Source organism: Pseudomonas sp. R25(2017) (assembly GCF_002112565.1).
In the GTDB taxonomy this organism is placed as follows: Bacteria; Pseudomonadota; Gammaproteobacteria; order Pseudomonadales; family Pseudomonadaceae; genus Aquipseudomonas; species Aquipseudomonas ekonensis.
Genome location: NZ_NEHZ01000027.1, coordinates 19,479 through 35,978 on the forward strand (window position 1 = coordinate 19,479; position 16,500 = coordinate 35,978).

17 protein-coding genes are annotated in these 16,500 nt (G+C 65.3%); 9 read left to right on the forward strand and 8 right to left on the reverse strand.

Annotation, left to right across the window (positions count from 1 at the left end):
- Positions 1-209: 209 nt before the first annotated feature.
- The gene (locus tag CAG31_RS26420; protein ID WP_085586688.1) at positions 210-779 is read left to right on the forward strand and encodes a histidine phosphatase family protein; all 570 of its coding nucleotides are present in this window, start codon (positions 210-212) and stop codon (positions 777-779) included.
- Positions 779-1,534 (forward strand): precorrin-6A synthase (deacetylating), encoded by a 756-nt coding sequence (gene cobF, locus CAG31_RS26425; protein WP_085586689.1) that lies wholly within the window; start codon positions 779-781, stop codon positions 1,532-1,534. The genes CAG31_RS26420 and cobF overlap by 1 nt, the downstream gene beginning before the upstream one ends.
- Positions 1,535-1,559: 25 nt before the next feature.
- On the opposite strand, the gene ftrA is transcribed toward cobF, so the two are convergent.
- A complete protein-coding gene (ftrA, locus tag CAG31_RS26430; RefSeq protein ID WP_085586690.1) occupies positions 1,560-2,534 on the reverse strand; it encodes a transcriptional regulator FtrA in 975 nt (324 codons plus the stop codon).
- 99 nt (positions 2,535-2,633) lie between these two features.
- Here ftrA and CAG31_RS26435 point away from each other — a divergent pair, with 99 nt between their 5' ends.
- The 4 genes from CAG31_RS26435 (at position 2,634) to CAG31_RS26450 (ending at position 6,320) form a co-directional block, all read left to right on the forward strand.
- Complete coding sequence (locus tag CAG31_RS26435; protein WP_085586691.1) at positions 2,634-3,068, forward strand: rhodanese-like domain-containing protein; 435 nt, start codon at positions 2,634-2,636, stop codon at positions 3,066-3,068.
- A gap of 299 nt (positions 3,069-3,367) precedes the next feature.
- On the forward strand, positions 3,368-4,147 hold the full coding sequence (locus CAG31_RS26440) for an ABC transporter substrate-binding protein (RefSeq protein ID WP_085586692.1): 780 nt from the start codon (positions 3,368-3,370) through the stop codon (positions 4,145-4,147).
- Between the two features lie 178 nt (positions 4,148-4,325).
- On the forward strand, positions 4,326-5,438 hold the full coding sequence (locus CAG31_RS26445) for a succinylglutamate desuccinylase/aspartoacylase family protein (protein ID WP_085586693.1): 1,113 nt from the start codon (positions 4,326-4,328) through the stop codon (positions 5,436-5,438).
- A 165-nt stretch (positions 5,439-5,603) separates the two neighbouring features.
- On the forward strand, positions 5,604-6,320 hold the full coding sequence (locus CAG31_RS26450) for an alpha/beta hydrolase (protein ID WP_085586694.1): 717 nt from the start codon (positions 5,604-5,606) through the stop codon (positions 6,318-6,320).
- 3 nt (positions 6,321-6,323) lie between these two features.
- Here the strand turns inward: CAG31_RS26450 and CAG31_RS26455 are convergent, their stop codons facing one another.
- Positions 6,324-6,893: a hypothetical protein gene (locus tag CAG31_RS26455; protein ID WP_085586695.1), complete on the reverse strand. Its 570-nt coding sequence runs from the start codon at positions 6,891-6,893 to the stop codon at positions 6,324-6,326.
- Between the two features lie 185 nt (positions 6,894-7,078).
- Here CAG31_RS26455 and CAG31_RS26460 point away from each other — a divergent pair, with 185 nt between their 5' ends.
- Positions 7,079-7,378 carry a hypothetical protein gene (locus CAG31_RS26460; protein WP_085586696.1) on the forward strand — a complete coding sequence of 100 codons (300 nt, stop codon included), beginning with the start codon at positions 7,079-7,081 and terminating at the stop codon, positions 7,376-7,378.
- Positions 7,379-7,447: 69 nt separating this feature from the next.
- On the opposite strand, the gene CAG31_RS26465 is transcribed toward CAG31_RS26460, so the two are convergent.
- Positions 7,448-8,233 carry a hypothetical protein gene (locus CAG31_RS26465; RefSeq protein ID WP_085586697.1) on the reverse strand — a complete coding sequence of 262 codons (786 nt, stop codon included), beginning with the start codon at positions 8,231-8,233 and terminating at the stop codon, positions 7,448-7,450.
- A 181-nt stretch (positions 8,234-8,414) separates the two neighbouring features.
- Here CAG31_RS26465 and CAG31_RS26470 point away from each other — a divergent pair, with 181 nt between their 5' ends.
- Positions 8,415-9,734, forward strand: coding sequence for an Nramp family divalent metal transporter (locus CAG31_RS26470; RefSeq protein WP_085586698.1), 1,320 nt, complete (start codon positions 8,415-8,417; stop codon positions 9,732-9,734).
- A gap of 671 nt (positions 9,735-10,405) precedes the next feature.
- Here CAG31_RS26470 and CAG31_RS26475 read toward each other — a convergent pair.
- The 3 genes from CAG31_RS26475 to CAG31_RS26485 are packed head-to-tail and all read right to left on the reverse strand — an operon-like array spanning position 10,406 to position 12,987.
- A complete protein-coding gene (locus tag CAG31_RS26475) occupies positions 10,406-11,587 on the reverse strand; it encodes an acetyl-CoA C-acetyltransferase (protein WP_085586699.1) in 1,182 nt (393 codons plus the stop codon).
- Between the two features lie 11 nt (positions 11,588-11,598).
- Positions 11,599-12,264, reverse strand: a complete 666-nt coding sequence (locus CAG31_RS26480) for a CoA transferase subunit B (RefSeq protein ID WP_085586700.1) — start codon at positions 12,262-12,264, stop codon at positions 11,599-11,601.
- A 24-nt stretch (positions 12,265-12,288) separates the two neighbouring features.
- On the reverse strand, positions 12,289-12,987 hold the full coding sequence (locus CAG31_RS26485) for a CoA transferase subunit A (RefSeq protein ID WP_085586701.1): 699 nt from the start codon (positions 12,985-12,987) through the stop codon (positions 12,289-12,291).
- Between the two features lie 174 nt (positions 12,988-13,161).
- Between CAG31_RS26485 and CAG31_RS26490 the strand changes: the two genes are divergently transcribed.
- Complete coding sequence (locus CAG31_RS26490) at positions 13,162-14,070, forward strand: LysR family transcriptional regulator (protein ID WP_085586702.1); 909 nt, start codon at positions 13,162-13,164, stop codon at positions 14,068-14,070.
- 187 nt (positions 14,071-14,257) lie between these two features.
- Here CAG31_RS26490 and CAG31_RS26495 read toward each other — a convergent pair whose 3' ends face one another.
- Positions 14,258-15,052: an NAD-dependent protein deacetylase gene (locus CAG31_RS26495; RefSeq protein WP_139831409.1), complete on the reverse strand. Its 795-nt coding sequence runs from the start codon at positions 15,050-15,052 to the stop codon at positions 14,258-14,260.
- A gap of 209 nt (positions 15,053-15,261) precedes the next feature.
- Positions 15,262-16,308 (reverse strand): class I SAM-dependent methyltransferase, encoded by a 1,047-nt coding sequence (locus CAG31_RS26500; RefSeq protein ID WP_085586704.1) that lies wholly within the window; start codon positions 16,306-16,308, stop codon positions 15,262-15,264.
- Between the last annotated feature and the right edge of the window lie 192 nt (positions 16,309-16,500).

Sequence of the window (16,500 nt, forward strand, 5' to 3'; positions counted from 1 at the left end):
CCCAAACGGGGCAAGATGCCCGGGCCGTAAGGGCTAGGCGAGTTTCTTTCTCGCTTGTAGGCCATTGCCCATTCTCGTGTCAGACATTGTCGCTTCGTGGCGGTAGACTTCTTCATCCCGCACCCCGCGAACCTTTTGTTTACGGCACAATGGCCGTCATCGTGGCGTTCAACTGTTCTCGCATTCTCTTCCTCACCGAGTGATTTACCGTGCTGGCCATCCGCCTGACCCTGGTTTGCCACGCGCGAACCGTCGCACAAAAACTGGCGCGTTTTCCTACGGATGAGCCGATCGAGCAAAGGACGCTGGCCGACGCCGCGCTGGCCGCCCGGCTCGACGCCCCGTACCGGTTGGTCTGCGGCCCCGAGTTGCGCACCCGTCAGACCGCCGAAGCGTTTGGCCGTGAAGCGCAAGTCGATGAGGCGTTGCGCGATTGCGACTGGGGGCGCTGGCAGGGGCAATCGATCAAGGCGCTGCAGCAGAACGAACCCGAGGCGCTGCACGCCTGGCTGGAGGATCCGGGGGCCGCGCCCCATGGCGGGGAATCGGTGACGCAGTTGGGCGAGCGGGTGGCGGCCTGGCTGGCCGTCCTGCAATCCCGCCCCGGCCACACCGTGGCGATCACCCATCCGTTTGTGATCCGTGCGGCGCTGGCCCACGTGGTTCAGGTCCAGGCCTCCCAGTGCATCGATGTCGAGCCGCTGGCCCTGGTCGATCTGCGTTTCGCCGGCCGCTGGCGGCTACGCTTGCCCGGCATCGACCTGGGAGGAGCCCTTTGATGAAACGTTTGCTGGTCATCGGCATCGGCGCCGGCCATCCGGACTACATCACGATGCAGGCCGTGAAGGCGCTCAACCGGGTGGATGTGTTCTTTCTCATGGACAAGGGCCAGGCCAAGGGTTCGCTGATCGACCTGCGCCGCGAAATCTGTGAGCGCTACATCACCGATCCTGCGTACCGTTTCGTCGAAGCCCACAGCCCTGAGCGTGAACGCGGGGATGTGGACTACACCGCCAGCGTCGAGGATCTGAACCGTGCCAAGCAGGCGTCTTTCGAACGACTGATCAACGAAGAATTGGCTGACGGCCAGTGCGGCGGTTTTCTGGTGTGGGGCGATCCGGCGCTGTACGACAGCACGATCCGCATCCTGCAGGCAATTGTGCTGTCGGGCCGATGTGTGTTCGAGTTCGAGGTGATCCCCGGCATTACCAGTGTCCAGGCGCTGGCGGCGCAGCACAGGGTGCCGTTGAACGGCATCGGCCGCTCGGTCGAAATCACCACGGGACGGCGCCTGGCGGCGGGGCAGGTGAGCAATGCGGACACTGTGGTGGTGATGCTGGATGCGCAGGACGCGTACCGTCAGGTGGCGGATCCGCAGACGGAGATTTTCTGGGGGGCCTATCTGGGGACGCCGGACGAGATCCTCATCAGCGGCCGGCTCCAGGACGTCGCCGATGAGATCGGGCGGGTGCGCCAGGCGGCGCGGGCGGAGCACGGGTGGATCATGGACACCTACCTGCTGCGCAAGCCTTGAGGCCGGCCCAGCCGGCATCAAGGCCTCAGGACAGTGTCCGCACCTCGCGCCCGAACCGCTCGCGGTACACCGACGGCGGCACACCCACCACGCTGCGGAACGCCACGCGAAAGCTTTCCACCGAGCGGTAGCCGCAGCGCAGGGCGATCTGCTCGGTGTTCTGCCCGCTGCTCTCCAGCAGTTCCCGCGCCCGGGCCAGCCGCTCGTGCTGCAGCCAGGCCTTGGGCGACTGGCCGCTGGCCTCGGTAAAGCGCCGCAGGAAGGTGCGCTCGCTCATCGCCGCCTCGCTGGCCAGGTCGCGCACTTCCAAAGGTTCATGCAACCGCTCGCGGGCCCATTGCATCACCCGCGACAGGTCGCTGCGCGGTGTCGGGCTGACCGGGGCGGGAATGAACTGGGCCTGGCCGCCGGTGCGCTGCGGCGACATCACCAGGCGCCGCGCCACCGAGTTGGCGACCTGGGTGCCGAAGTCGCGGGCCACCAGATGCAGGCAGGCGTCGATGCCCGCCGCACTGCCGGCCGAGGTGATCAACTGTCCGGCGTCGACGTACAGCACGTCCGGGTCGACCTCGATGGCCGGAAAGCGCTCGGCCAGTTCCGCCGTGTAGCGCCAGTGGGTGGTGGCGCCATGCCCGTCGAGCAGGCCGCTGGCCGCCAGCACAAACACCCCGGAGCAGATCGACAGCAGCCGCGCGCCGCGGGCGTGGGCCTGGCGCAGCGCAGTCAGTAAGGCTTCGGGTACCGGGGCGCTGCGGTCGCGCCAGCCGGGGATGATCACCGTGCGCGCCTGCTCCAGCAGTTCCAGGCCGCCGTCGGCCAGCACCCGGATGCCGCCCATGGCCCGCATCGGGCCCGGGTCGACGGCAGCGATGCAGTGCTCGTACCACGGGAAATCGAACTCCGGCCGGGCCAGGCCGAAGATCTCGACGGCGATGCCGAATTCGAAAGTGCAGAGGCCATCGTAGGCGAGGATGGCGACCCGGCCGGGCGAATCAGTCATTTGGCGGAAAATTCCCGATGAGTGTCTTGTGCGCCACTGTAGCGGCAAGCGACGCCCCGATAAAGTCTGTTCACACCCACAGACGCAGGAGCTTTCCCCATGACCAGCCTGGTTCGCCAAATCCCGGCCGCTTCCTCGGCCATCGCCTTGATGCATTTCAGCAACCGTCTGACGTTCGAAACCGATTGCTCCGACGTCTTCAGCAGCCAGGAGGCCGGCGAAACGGACTTCGTGCTGGTGGATGTGCGCGGGCCGCTGGCCTTTGAGCGCGGGCATGTGCCCGGAGCGGTCAACCTCCCTGGACGTCTGCTGACCGCCGAGAGCCTGGCCGGCTACCCGAAGGACACCTTGTTCGTCGTCTACTGCGCCGGCCCGCACTGCAACGGCGCCAACAAGGCGGCGGTGAAGCTGGCGGCGCTGGGGTATCCGGTCAAGGAGATGATCGGCGGCGTCACCGGTTGGCTGGACGAGGGGTTCCAATTGAGCGTGGCGATGCAGCGTCCGGCGAGCGCCGCGATCGGGTGCGAATGCTGATCCCGGCCTGAAGGACGAACGTCCGTTGTGGTGAGGGAACCGGTTCCCTCACCACAATAGCCCTCGATCCTGGTGAGATTGAGGGTTTGTCCTACAGTCCTTGCACTGTGATGGCGCACACCTTTCCCACCTGCCAGGCACTCGCCGATTTTCTGTAAGTATTTGTCGCTTAAACACAATTTGCCCCGTGCGAGCCGCCATAGACTGCCGGCCACTTCGGATTCTTTGCCATCACCGGCAAGGCCGAACCCTGACAATCGAAAGCTGCCAATAAAAGCCTCCGCACACGGGAGAAATAAATGAAAAAGCTGGTTATGTTCGGTGCCCTGGCACTGTCGATGCTGTCCCTGACCGCCGTGGCCGACGAGGCCAAGCCGATCCGCATCGGCATTGAAGCCGGTTACCCTCCGTTCTCGATGAAAACCCCCGACGGCAAGCTGGCCGGTTTCGACGTGGACATCGGCGACGCGCTGTGCGAACAGATGAAAGTCAAATGCACCTGGGTCGAGCAGGAGTTCGACGGCCTGATCCCGGCGCTGAAAGTGAAGAAGATCGACGCGATCCTGTCGTCCATGACCATCACCGACGACCGCAAGAAAAACGTCGATTTCACCATCAAGTACTACCACACCCCGGCGCGCTTCGTGATGAAGTCGGGCTCCGGCGTCAAGGATCCGCTGACCGAGCTCAAGGGCAAGAAAGTCGGCGTGTTGCGCGCCAGCACCCACGACCGCTACGCCACCGAAGTGCTGGTGCCGGCCGGCATCGAGCTGGTGCGCTACGGCTCGCAGCAAGAGGCCAACCTGGACATGGTGTCCGGCCGCATCGACGCCATGCTGGCCGACTCGGTCAACCTCAGCGACGGTTTCCTGAAGACCGACGCCGGCAAAGGCTTCGAGTTCGTCGGCCCGACGTATGAAGACGCCAAGTACTTCGGCGGCGGCGCCGGCATCGCAGTGCGTAAGGGCGACACGGAGCTGGCGGAAAAATTCAACACCGCCATCAACGAGATCCGCGCCAACGGCAAGTACAAGCAAGTGCAGGACAAGTACTTCGACTTTGACGTGTACGGCCATTAATACGCTGTAGAAGAGTGGCCTGCGCCTCGGCGGGGCCACTTTTTTCGTTTTCGCGATTGCAAGAAACCCTTGCGGGAGCGAGCCTGCCCGCGATTGCCCACGGACATGACCGGCCGCCATCGCTGGCAGGCTCGCTCCCACAGGCGTTTACCGCCGCTTCGAGATTCAGGAGTTCCCCATGCAACGCATCGATCACCAGTTGCCCTGGAGCCATCTGGGCAGTGAACGTTCCCTCAGCGTGTTCCGCTTCGGCGCAGGCCCGCGCAAGGTGTACATCCAGGCCAGCCTGCACGCCGATGAGCTGCCGGGCATGCGCACGGCCTGGGAGCTCAAGCAGCGCCTGGGCGCGCTGGAGCGCGAAGGGCGCCTGCAAGGCGTGATCGAGCTGGTGCCGGTGGCCAACCCCATCGGCCTGGACCAGCACCTGCAAAGCGCCCACATGGGCCGCTTCGAACTGGGCAGCGGCAAGAACTTCAACCGTGCGTTCGTCGAACTGAGCGCGCCGGTGGCGGCCCTGGTCGGCGAGCGTCTGGGCGATGACGCCGCCGCCAACATCGCGCTGATCCGCCAGACCATGGGCCAGGTGCTCGACGACCTGCCGGCCCCGGCCTCGCAGCTGGAAGCCTTGCACCGTCTGCTGCTGCGCCACGCCTGTGACGCCGACATCACCCTGGATCTGCATTGCGACTTCGAAGCGGCCATTCACCTGTATGCGTTGCCGCAGCACTGGCCGCAGTGGCAGTCCCTGGCCGCCCGCCTGAAGGCCGGCGTGGCGCTGCTGTGCGAGGACTCCGGCGGCAGCTCGTTCGATGAATCCTGCTCGTCGCCGTGGCTGCGCCTGGCGCGGGCGTTCCCCGAGGCGGCGATTCCGCCGGCCAACCTGGCGACCACCCTGGAGCTGGGCAGCATGGGCGACACCCGGGTCGAACAGGCCCAGGCCAACTGCGAGGCGATCCTGGGCTTCCTGGCAGAGCAAGGCTTCATCGGCGGCGAATGGCCACCGGCGCCGCAGGAATGCTGTGAAGGCATGCCGTTCGAAGGCACCCAATACCTGTTCGCGCCGCACCATGGCGTGGTGAGCTTCCTGCGGGACGCGGGGGAGTGGGTCGAGCAGGGAGACGCCCTGTTCGAAGTGGTCGACCCGCTGAACGACCGGGTCACCACCGTGCGCGCCGGCACCAGCGGCGTGCTGTTCGCCCTCGACCGCGGGCGCTACACCCAGCCGGGGATCTGGCAGGCGAAAGTGGCCGGGCGCGAGCCGATCCGGGCCGGGAAGCTGATCAACGACTGAGTGTGTGTTTGACTCAAGGGCCTCATCGCGAGCAGGCTCGCTCCCACAGTCGACCGCGTTCCCCTGTGGGAGCGAGCCTGCTCGCGATAGCGGTTTTGGTTGCGACACAGAATGCGGATCATGCCAGGCTCTGCCCCTGATACGGCCCACCGCCAAGGACGCCCCATGCTCAAGACGCTAGCCCTGTTTGCCCTCCTGGCCTGCGGCACCGCCCAGGCCCAGACCACGCTGCAGACCGATCTGCCGCTCAATTACCTGGCCCAGGTCCACCCGGATGCCGAACCGCGTCCGCTGGTGGTTTTCCTGCACGGCTACGGCAGCAACGAGGCGGATCTGATCGGCATGAAGTTTCAGCTGCCGGCGCAGTACAACTACCTGTCGGTGCAGGCGCCGATGGCGCTGGGGGAAGGGCGTTTCCAGTGGTTTCGCAAGAAGGGCGAAGGGGCCTACAACGGCGAGCCCGATGACCTGAAGGCCAGCGGGCAGAAACTGCGGGCCTTCGTGACGGCTGCGGCGCAGAAATACCACGCCGAGCCGAACAAAGTGTACCTGGTCGGCTTCAGCCAGGGCGCGATGATGAGTTACGAAGTGGGCCTGCGCCAGCCCGCAGTGGTGGGCGGATTCGCCGCATTGAGCGGGCGCTTGTTGCCGGTGCTCAAGGCCGAACTCGAAGCCGCCGGGCCACCGGCTCCGGTGCAGGTCTTCATCGGCCACGGCACCGCCGACGACCGTGTGCCCTATCGCGACGGCACCCAGGCCGATGCATTGCTGAAGCGCTTGGGCTACGCGCCGCAGTTCCACGCCTACCCCGGCGTGGGCCACAGCATCGGCGCGGCGGAACTGCGGGATTTGAGCGCCTGGCTGCAGGGGCTCAATCCCTGACGGTCACTTCTCCTTGAGGATCGCGTTGACCAGCGTTTCGTGGCCGCTCTTGTCGCTGGCCCGGGAAATCACCTGAACCAGCGCCATCCGGGTGCCGGAGCCGGCCATCAGCGTGGTGTTGAGGGTCTGGCCGCCGCCCTGGGTGGCGGTGCTGTCCACCTGGCGCAGGCCCAGGCCGTTGCCCTTGCGGGTGATGCTTTTCTCACTGAGCTTGTTGAAGTCCGGCAACGCCTTGCGCTGGCCTTCGATGAAGTCCGTCACGGTGGCGTCGAGGAACGCGCTGTCGTTGTCCTTGACGTTGTTGCCTTCGGGAATCTGGTTCTCTGCGGCGATGACCACCGTGCGGGTAGCCTGGTTGGTGTACATCGTGCCCTTGGCGCCGGTCGGGCCCGGCGGCAGCGGGTCGGCGACGAACCCCTTGGGCAGCGTGAAGGTGAGCTTGCCGTCGAGCATCGAGACCTTTTCGCCGGCGGGCTTGTCCTTGGGTTTGGCGGCAGCCTGAGCGTTGAACGCTCCAAAGGCTGTGACGGCCGCCAGCAGTAAAACGGCGGCTTTCTTAAGAGGCAACGACATTCTGATCTCCAAGGATGGTCACGTGTGGCGCGGATCATCCCATGGCTGGCGCTTGATACTCCAGTGCGGGGCGGGCGAGTGCCCGTCCATCGGAACTGTAATTTCTGTCAGGTGCACGGAAGTCTGTTGGGCCTGAAGAATGGCGCGTAGCTGATCGAACGGCGATCGGCATTGGAGTCACGGACATGGCCAACGAAAAAATCATCATCAGCACCATCAAGCAGGAAGGGTTTTTCCAGACTGTCTACGGCACTACGCCCAAGACGGCCGCACAGGATCTGCAGGCCTCCTACAAAAACGCTTCGGGCCAATGGATCCCGATGGGGAGTGCACAGAAGTACGACACCCGGGATTTTCAGATCAATCTGACCAATCCTCCGGCCAAGGGGAAGTTCGATGTGAAGGTTTGCCCCAAGGATGCTCCTTCAAGCCCGGAGTGTTCAGATCCGTACCCTTATGATTTTGTCGACTTCGGCAACTGGTGAGGGTCAAGCCGAGTCCTGATAGGGATGTGTTTCAGGCTCCCATTCCAGCGATGGGCGCCTGGGCTTGAGTCAAGGCCGGTCGGCCAATCCGGCGTGCTTATGGTTCGCGCTTGTCACAAGTTGTCGAGTCACCAGCAGCATGGCCAGAGAGACGGCGACTCCCATCGCAAACCCCCACCAGCCCAACCTCGGCAGCGTCAATGCCAGCACCAGGCAAAACGCCGAAAACGAATACATCCCCGTCGCCGTCGCCCGCAGCAGTGCGGCGGTGAACGCCGGGCCGCGGGTCTGCTGGGAAAACACCGCCATCACGCTGCCCAGCACCGGAAACACCGCCAGCAGGCCGCTCCAGCGTTCGCCCACGGTGCTGGCCAGCAGGGTCACCACCAGCGTCAGCGCCGCGCCGGCGACCATCCGCCAGATCAACCGATCCGATTTCGGCGCCGGGCCGCCCACCACCGGGTGCACGTCGGGGAACAGGCGTGGCGCCGCCAGCAACGCCGTCGCAGCGGCCGCCACCGAGAACGGCAGCGACGGCGGGATCAGCGACAGCGCCACCGCCAGCAGCGCCCAGACGCTGAGGGAAACCGCCAGCGCCCATGGCCAGTTCGCCCGTTGCGCGACCTGAGCGTAGGTGACGCAGAACGCAATCATCGCAAGCATGGCCGACAGCGCCGCCACCGCCGATTGCGCGGCGAACGCCAGGCCCTGCTCAAGGGCGAGGAACAGCAGGATCGGCCCGACCACCACCGGCAACCCCGACAGCCAACCGGCCACACTTGGCCCCCAGCGCTTGCCGGCCAGGGAAATCAGCAGCAGGAAACCGGGGATCAGCAACAGTTTGAGGATCAGCACGCGAAGGGCTCCGTCGGGTGAGAGGGGCCACGGTAGCATCGCGGCGAGGGGATTGCTTCAGGAAAATACAATTTTTGTATACAAAAATACGCCCCCCCGAAAACTCGGCACATCGTCCCTTGGGCACGGCGGGCGAAACGTCTAAGCTGCGAGCCTTTCCCACTTGTTTCTGGATGTGTGCGTGAAATTCAGTCTGCCCAAGGTCGGCACCGCGCCGTTCTGCCCGCCGGAAGTGGCCGGCAGCGTCGCGGTCGATCCGAGTGCTTCATTCTTCAAGCGTGTGCTGCGCTTCGCCGGCCCCGGACTGCTGGTGTCCATCGGCTACATGGATCCGGGCAACTGGGCGACGGCCATCGAGGCGGGGTCGCGGTTCGGCTACAGCCTGCTGTTCGTGGTGCTGCTGACGAGCCTGGCGGGAATGGTCGTCCAGTGCCTGTGTTCGCGCCTGGGCATCGCCACCGGGCGGGATCTGGCGCAATTGTCCCGTGAGCGCTACAGCGCCGGCACGGCACGGCTGCAATGGGGGCTGGCGGAGATTTCGATCATCGCCACCGACCTGGCCGAAGTGTTGGGCTGTGCGCTGGCGTTTCATTTGCTGCTGGGGTGCTCGCTGAGCGTCGGCATCGCCCTCACGGCGTTCGACACGCTGCTGGTGCTGGCCTTGCAGAACCGGGGCTTCCGGCGGCTGGAGGCGATCATGCTGGTGCTGGTGGGCACCATCGGCGTGTGCTTTTTCGTGGAGTTGCTGCTGATCAAGCCGTATTGGCCGGACGTCGCCCAAGGCTTCAAGCCGTCGCTGTCGGCCATCGGCGAAGCGGCGCCGCTGTATCTGGCGATCGGCATCCTCGGCGCCACGGTGATGCCGCACAACCTGTACCTGCACACGTCCATCGTGCAGACGCGGCTGATCGGCAAGGACCTGGCCAGCCAGCAGGACGCGGTGAAACTGGCGCGCATCGACACCATCGGCTCGTTGGCGCTGGCGCTGCTGGTCAACGCAGCGATCCTGATTCTCGCGGCGGCGGCGTTTCACCAGTCCGGGCACACCGACGTCACGGACATCCAGGACGCCTATCACCTGCTGGATCCGCTGGTGGGCGGGGCGCTGGCCAGCGTGCTGTTCGGTGTGGCGCTGCTGGCGTCCGGGCAGAGTTCGACGTTCACCGGCACCATCGCCGGCCAGGTGATCATGGAAGGGTTCCTGAACCTGCGGATCCCCTGCTGGCAGCGGCGCCTGATCACCCGGGGCCTGGCGCTGATCCCGGCGTTCATCGGCGTGTGGCTGATGGGCGACGGCGCGGTGGGCAAGCTCTTGGTGCTGAGCCAGGTGGTGCTGAGCCTGCAACTGCCGTTCGCCTTGTACCCGCTGATCCGCATGACCAACGACCGACAGCTGATGGGGCCGTTCGTGAACCGGTTGCCGACCCGGGTGTTGGCGTGGGGGTTGTTTGCGGTGATCAGCGGGGCCAACAGTTGGCTGATCCTGCAGCTGGTTGCTTGACCTTCACAGTTGCGGGGGCTGCACCATCCCCATCGCGGGCAAGCCAGCCTCCACAGGGGCCGGCGGCGTTCGCGGCATTGGCGGGCCACCGCAAGATTCTGTGGGAGCCAGCCTGCTGGCGTTGAGGTCGATCCAGCTGACATCTTCATTGCCTGACATGCCGCCATCGCTGGCAAGCCAGCTCCCACAAAGGTCAGCGGCGTTCACAGAAATGGCAGCCCAACGCAGAATCCTGTGGGAGGTAGCTTGCTAGCGATGAGGCCAGCACAGCCGACATCCTCGTTGCCTGACATGCCGCCATCGCTGGCAAGCCAGCTCCCACAAAGGTCGGCGGCGTTCGCAGAAATGGCAGCCCAACGCAGAATCCTGTGGGAGCCAGCCTGCTGGTGATGAGGTCGGTACATCCGACATCTTCATTGCCTGACACGCCGCCATCGCTTGCAGGCAAGCTCCTACAGGGGCCGGCGGTGTTCGCGGCATTGGCAGGCCACCGCAAGATTCTGTGGGAGCCAGCCTGCTGGCGATGGCGGTGGGTCAGTCACCGACGATGTTGAACGGTTTCCCCTGAGCCCAGGCAAAAAAGAACCCGGCACGACGCAAGCCGTGCCGGGTTTGTTGCCAGAGGGCGACGGATGTCGTGGATCCGCCGACCGCTGATGAACGCTTTTGGCTTACGCCCGTTCCAGCGCCAGCGCCACACCTTGGCCGCCGCCGATGCACAGGGTCGCCAGACCTTTCTTCGCATCGCGCTTGAGCATTTCGTGCAGCAGGGTCACCAGCACGCGGCAGCCCGATGCGCCGATCGGGTGGCCGAGGGCGATGGCGCCGCCGTTGACGTTGACCTTGGCCAGATCCCATTGCAGGTCCTTGGCCACCGCCAGCGATTGGGCCGCGAACGCTTCGTTGGCTTCGATCAGATCCAGCTGATCCAGCGACCAGCCGGCCTTGTCGAGGCAGCGGCGGGTGGCCGAGACCGGGCCGATGCCCATGATCGCCGGGTCGACGCCCGCGTTGGCGTAGGCCGCGATTTTCGCCAGCACCGGCAGGCCCAGGGCCTTGGCCTTTTCGGCGCTCATCAGGATCACGGCGGCGGCGCCGTCGTTGAGCGACGATGCGTTGCCGGCGGTGACGCTGCCGTCCTTCTTGAAGGCCGGGCGCAGTTTGGCCAGGGATTCGGCGGTGGTGTCGCCGCGCGGTTGCTCATCGGTCTTGAACGCCACCGGGTCGCCTTTGCGCTGGGGGATCAGGATCGGGGTGATCTCATCGACGAAGCGGCCGGCCTCGATGGCTGCAGCGGCTTTCTGCTGCGAAGCGGCGGCGAAGGCGTCCTGCTGCTCGCGGCTGATGCCGTACTTGTCCACCAGGTTTTCGGCGGTGATGCCCATATGGTAGTCGTTGAAGGCGTCCCACAGGCCATCGCTGATCATGGTGTCGACGATCTGGGCATGGCCCATGCGCAGGCCGGTGCGGGCGCCGGGCATTACGTAGTTGGCCAGGCTCATGTTCTCCTGGCCGCCGGCGATGATCACGTCGGCGTCGCCGCAGCGGATCGCCTGGGCGCCCAGGTGCAGGGCCTTGAGGCCCGAGCCGCAGACCTTGTTCAGGGTCATGGCCGGCACGGCGTGGGGCAGGCCGGCCTTGATCGCGGCCTGGCGCGCCGGGTTCTGGCCGGCGCCGGCGGTCAGCACCTGGCCCATGATCACTTCATCGACCTGGGCACCGTCCAGACCGGTCTGCTCAAGCAGCTGGCGGATGACCGCCGCGCCCAGATCCACGGCGGAGACGGTGGCCAGCGACCCCTGGAAACTGCCGATCGCGGTGCGCGTGGCGGCAACAATGACGACGTCTTGCATTTTCGAATTCCTCACTCGGCAGCGAACTGCATTTCCGGTACGTGATCCGGGACGATCAGTTTACCAGCGGTTTTGGCGACGATTTCCTCGACGCTGACGCCAGGTGCGCGTTCCTTGAGGACAAAAGCGCCATTTTCGATTTCAAGGTAGGCGAGGTCGGTCAGGACGCGCTTGATGCACCCGGCGCCGGTCAGCGGCAGGCTGCACTGGCTCAGCAACTTGGACTCACCGTCCTTGGAGGCGTGGGTCATGATGACGATGATGTTGTCGGCGCCGGCCACCAGGTCCATCGCGCCGCCCATGCCCTTGACCAGTTTGCCGGGGATCATCCACGAGGCGATGTTGCCTTGCACGTCCACTTCGAACGCGCCGAGCACGGTCAGGTCGACGTGACCGCCGCGAATCATCGCGAAGGACTCGGCCGAGGAAAAGATCGACGCGCCGATCCGCGCGGTCACGGTCTGTTTGCCAGCGTTGATCATGTCGGCATCGATGGTGTCTTCAGTCGGGAAAGGGCCCATCCCGAGCAGGCCGTTTTCCGATTGCAGCATGACTTCCATGCCTTCGGGGATGTAGTTGGCGACCAGGGTCGGGATGCCGATGCCGAGGTTCACGTAGAAGCCGTCCTGCATTTCGCGGGCGACGCGTTGAGCCATTTGTTCGCGGGTAAGTGCCATGTTCTTGTTCTCCGTCAGCCTGAGTTATTTGCGGATGGTGCGCTGTTCGATGCGTTTTTCGAACGTGCCGCAAATGACCCGGTCGACGTAGATGCCGGGGGTGTGGATCTGCGACGGATCCAGCTCGCCGGGTTCGACGATCTCTTCGACCTCGACCACGGTGATCTTGCCGGCGGTGGCGGCCAGCGGGTTGAAGTTCTGGGCGGTGTGGCGGTAGATGACGTTGCCGAAGTGGTCGGCCTTCCAGCCTTTGACGATGGCGAAGTCGCCGGTGATGGACTCTTCCATCAGGTATTTGCGGCCGTGGAACTCACGCACTTCCTTGCCTTCGGCCACCGGGGTGCCGACGCCGGTGGCGGTGAAGAAGGCCGGGATGCCCGCGCCGCCGGCGCGCATTTTCTCGGCCAGGGTGCCTTGCGGGGTGAGGACGACTTCGATGTCGCCTTTGAGCAGCTGTTCCTCGAACAGTTTGTTCTCGCCGACGTAGGAGGCCACCACCTTGCGGATCTGCCGGTCCACCAGCAGCACACCGAGGCCGAAGCCGTCGACGCCGCAGTTGTTGGAGACGACGGTGAGGTCGCGGGTGCCCTTGCGCTTGATCTCGGCGATCAGGTTTTCGGGGATGCCGCACAGGCCGAAGCCGCCGGAAATCACGGTCATGCCGTCCTTGAGGCCGGCCAGAGCCTCCTCGTAGGAGTACACGCGCTTGTCGAAACCTGCCATAGGCACCTCTTTTATTGTTGGTAGGCGGCTGGCTAGCCGAATGGTTGGAGTGTCTCGCCGGACGATATATTTGTTAAGTTGATTTTTAGGGTGGATTGATTGATAAAACTCAATTAATCACCGTCCCCGTCTTGCAGCTTAACGCTTGCGGCTTACAACTGGAGCAACGCGACCATGACCATCAAACAGATCCGCGCCTTCCTCGCCGTGGCCCAGAGCCTGAGTTTCGCCGTGGCCTGCGAGCGCCTGCACCTGTCGCAGTCGGCGCTGAGCCTGACCATCAAGGCGCTGGAAGAGGGGCTGGGCGGACGCCTGTTCAGCCGCAACACCCGCAACGTGGCGTTGACCCCGGAGGGCGAATCCCTGCTGCCGCTGGCCCGGCGCCTGATCGCCGACTGGGACAACGCCGAAGACGAAATGCGCCAACGCTTCAGCCTGCAACGGGGGCGGGTGACGCTGGCGGCGATGCCGTCGTTCGCCGGCAACCTGCTGCCGCCGATCCTGAAGAATTTTCGCGCGCGTTACCCGAACGTCAATGTCACGGTCAACGACGTGGTCAACGAACAGGTGCTGGAGATGGTGCGCGACCGTCAGGTGGAACTCGGGGTGGCGTTCGAGCCGATGCAGAGCACGTCGTTGAGCTTCACGCCGCTGTACACCGACCGCTTCGTGGCGGTGGTGCCCCAGGATTCGCCGTGGGCCGGGCGCCAGGAAATCGACTGGCTGACCTTGCTTGAGCAACCGTTCATCACGTTGCAGCGACCGTCCACGGTGCGGGTGATGCTTGAGGAGCACTTGCAGGCCCGGGGCATGAAACTCCCGGTGGAGTTCGAAAGCCATCAACTGGCGACGGTCGGAAGGATGGTCGCCAGCGGCCTGGGCGTCAGCGCCGTGCCGGCCCTGTGCGCGGAGCAGATGCAGGAACTGGGCGCGTGCTGCCTGACCTTGCGCGAACCGGTGGTGGAGCGGGCCATCGGCGTGCTGACCGAGCCGGGCAACGAACTGTCGGCGGCGGCGCAGGCGCTGTTCGACATCCTGCGCCAGGAAAACCTCGGCCAGCGCCTGGGCCCTGCGGAGCCTTGAAGGACGCCATCGCCAGCAGGTTGGCTCCCACAGGGATCCGGGGTGATGACAGGGTCTGAGCCCTCCACCGAAACCTGTGGGAGCTGCGGTGCGACGATTCGACTTGCCAGCGATGAGGCCGGCACAGCTGGCATCTCCGGTGCCTGATCCACCGCCATCGCCAGCAGGCTGGCTCCCACAAAAGCCGTCATGGGGCCAGGCATTTCGCCAAGCGGGGCAACAACACTTCGCACGAACCTTCGATCTTCAGGTCCAGCCATTCATCCGCCCGGGTCTTGCCCAGGTTGATCGCGATCAGCGGCTTGCCCCGGTCGGCGATCGCCCGGCACAGGCGAAAGGCCGAAAACGCCATCAGGGACGATCCGATCACCAGCATCCCGGCCGCCCGTTCCACCGCCGCCATGGCTTGCGCCGCCGTGGGCTGGGCGACGTTCTCGCCGAAGAACACCACGTCCGGCTTCATCCGTTCGCCGTCGCAATGGGGGCAGCGGGGCATCTGGAACCGTGCCTCGAAGGCCGGGTCGAGCAGGGTGTCGCCATCCGGCGCCTGCACCGCATCGACGCCGGCAAGGTAAGGGTTCTGCGTTTCCATCCACTGCTGGACCGAGTCCCGTTCGCTGCGCCGGCCGCAGTCCAGACAGAGCACCCGGTGCAGGCTGCCGTGCAGTTCGATCACGTCGCGGCTGCCGGCGCGGTCGTGCAGGGTGTCGACGTTCTGGGTGATGACCCCGTTGATGAGGCCGCGCTCCTGCAGGTCGGCCAACGCCTCGTGGGCCACGTTCGGCCGGGCCTGGCGCACCCGGGGCCAGCCGAGCATGGCCCGGGCCCAGTAGCGGCGGCGGGATTCGGGGGCGGCGAGAAACTCCTGATACATCATCGGCTGGCGGCCACGGCGTACGCCGTCGCTGTCGCGGTAGTCGGGGATGCCGGACGGGGTGCTGATGCCGGCGCCGGTGAGCACCACGAAGTCGCCGCCGGCCATGGCTTCCAGCAAATGGGTGAAGGCGTCGGGGTTGGAACGGTCGGGACAGGAACGGTCGGTCATGACCGAAGCTCCGCAGGCAGAAGGTGCATGCAGATTAGCACCTGCCGTGGCCAGGGGGCTTGCTCCCGCCGGATTGCGCAGTGGGCCTCTGTGTTTCGGGGCCTGCGCGCGCACCGTCGGGAGCACGCTCCCTCACCCCCTTCGCGTTACTTGCGCGCCTCCAGGATCAGGTTGAACGGCGTCTGCGTGGCCCGCCGGAACTGCTTGAAGCCCGCCTCGCTGAACACCTTGCGCAAACGCAGCTCGCCGGCCTGCGCGCCGAGCCCGAGGCCGACTTCCTGGGACAACGAGTTCGGGGTGCAGATGAACGTCGAGGCGGCGTAGAACAACCGGCCGACCGGGTTGATGTTGTCGTCCAGCGTATCGTTGGCGAACGGCTCGACCAGCAGGACCGTGCCGTCGTCCTTCAACGAGTCATACGCGTGACGCGCCGCGCCGACCGGGTCGCCCATGTCATGCAGGCAGTCGAAGTAGCAGATCAGGTCGTAGTCGTCGCCGGGAAAACTTTTCGCCGTGCCCTGGAAGAACCGTGCCCGGCTGCTGACCCCGCCTTCTTCGGCGCGTTGGGTGGCGACGGTCACCGAGGGCGCGTGGTAGTCGAAACCGACGAAGCGCGAATTGGGGTAGGCCTGGGCCATGATCACCGTGGAGGCGCCATGGCCGCAGCCGACGTCGGCGACTTTGGCGCCTTCCTCAAGCTTGGTCACCACGCCGTCCAGCGCCGGCAGCCACTCGGCGATCAGGTGCCCCTTGTAGCCTGGGCGGAAGAACCGCTCGGTGCCGGTGAACATGCACGGGTGGTGGTCGCCCCAGGGCAGGGCGCCGTTGCCGCGCATGGCTTTGACCAGTTTGTCCTTGTCGTGGAAAAACGACGCGACCACCCCGAGGCCGCCGGCGACATACACCGGCGAATCTTCGATGGCCAAGGCCAGGGCCTGTTCTTCGGGAAGTCGGAATTTTCCGTCCAGGTGTTCCATGTAGCCGGAGGCGGCGTGGGCGCTGAGCCATTCGCGCACCAGGCGGGTGTTGCAGGCGGTCTTTTCGGCGAGGGTTTCCGGGCTGATCGGCTGGCTGTCGGCCATCGCCCGGTACAGGCCGAGCTCTTCGCCGACGATGACATTGGCCAGCATCGCCGCGCCGCCCATGTCGTTGACCAGTTTGCCCATGAACTCGTTGAGTCTGGCCTCGTCCATCACAGGTGCTCCTGTTGCAGGATCACGCTCCGGCGGCTGTGCGGGCGTCGAGGCGATCGCCACCGGGCGGTGGTCATGGAATCGGGCGCAAGCGGCGCCCTGCGGCCCCCTCGACTGGGTAATGTTTGAGTCTAGTCCCGTGATGGCAAAACACTCACCCCGAACCGATGGCGGACATCGGATTTCTGCCCC

What these genes read in the sequence shown, in the direction of transcription:
- CAG31_RS26480 (WP_085586700.1), bottom strand. Translation starts at nt 12,264, where the DNA reads ATGGCACTTACCCGCGAACAAATGGCTCAACGCGTCGCCCGCGAAATG.
- CAG31_RS26475 (WP_085586699.1), bottom strand. Translation starts at nt 11,587, where the DNA reads ATGCAAGACGTCGTCATTGTTGCCGCCACGCGCACCGCGATCGGCAGT.
- CAG31_RS26435 (WP_085586691.1), top strand. Translation starts at nt 2,634, where the DNA reads ATGACCAGCCTGGTTCGCCAAATCCCGGCCGCTTCCTCGGCCATCGCC.
- cobF (WP_085586689.1), top strand. Translation starts at nt 779, where the DNA reads ATGAAACGTTTGCTGGTCATCGGCATCGGCGCCGGCCATCCGGACTAC.
- ftrA (WP_085586690.1), bottom strand. Translation starts at nt 2,534, where the DNA reads ATGACTGATTCGCCCGGCCGGGTCGCCATCCTCGCCTACGATGGCCTC.
- CAG31_RS26490 (WP_085586702.1), top strand. Translation starts at nt 13,162, where the DNA reads ATGACCATCAAACAGATCCGCGCCTTCCTCGCCGTGGCCCAGAGCCTG.
- CAG31_RS26440 (WP_085586692.1), top strand. Translation starts at nt 3,368, where the DNA reads ATGAAAAAGCTGGTTATGTTCGGTGCCCTGGCACTGTCGATGCTGTCC.
- CAG31_RS26460 (WP_085586696.1), top strand. Translation starts at nt 7,079, where the DNA reads ATGGCCAACGAAAAAATCATCATCAGCACCATCAAGCAGGAAGGGTTT.
- CAG31_RS26450 (WP_085586694.1), top strand. Translation starts at nt 5,604, where the DNA reads ATGCTCAAGACGCTAGCCCTGTTTGCCCTCCTGGCCTGCGGCACCGCC.
- CAG31_RS26445 (WP_085586693.1), top strand. Translation starts at nt 4,326, where the DNA reads ATGCAACGCATCGATCACCAGTTGCCCTGGAGCCATCTGGGCAGTGAA.
- CAG31_RS26500 (WP_085586704.1), bottom strand. Translation starts at nt 16,308, where the DNA reads ATGGACGAGGCCAGACTCAACGAGTTCATGGGCAAACTGGTCAACGAC.
- CAG31_RS26485 (WP_085586701.1), bottom strand. Translation starts at nt 12,987, where the DNA reads ATGGCAGGTTTCGACAAGCGCGTGTACTCCTACGAGGAGGCTCTGGCC.
- CAG31_RS26495 (WP_139831409.1), bottom strand. Translation starts at nt 15,052, where the DNA reads ATGGCCGGCGGCGACTTCGTGGTGCTCACCGGCGCCGGCATCAGCACC.
- CAG31_RS26455 (WP_085586695.1), bottom strand. Translation starts at nt 6,893, where the DNA reads ATGTCGTTGCCTCTTAAGAAAGCCGCCGTTTTACTGCTGGCGGCCGTC.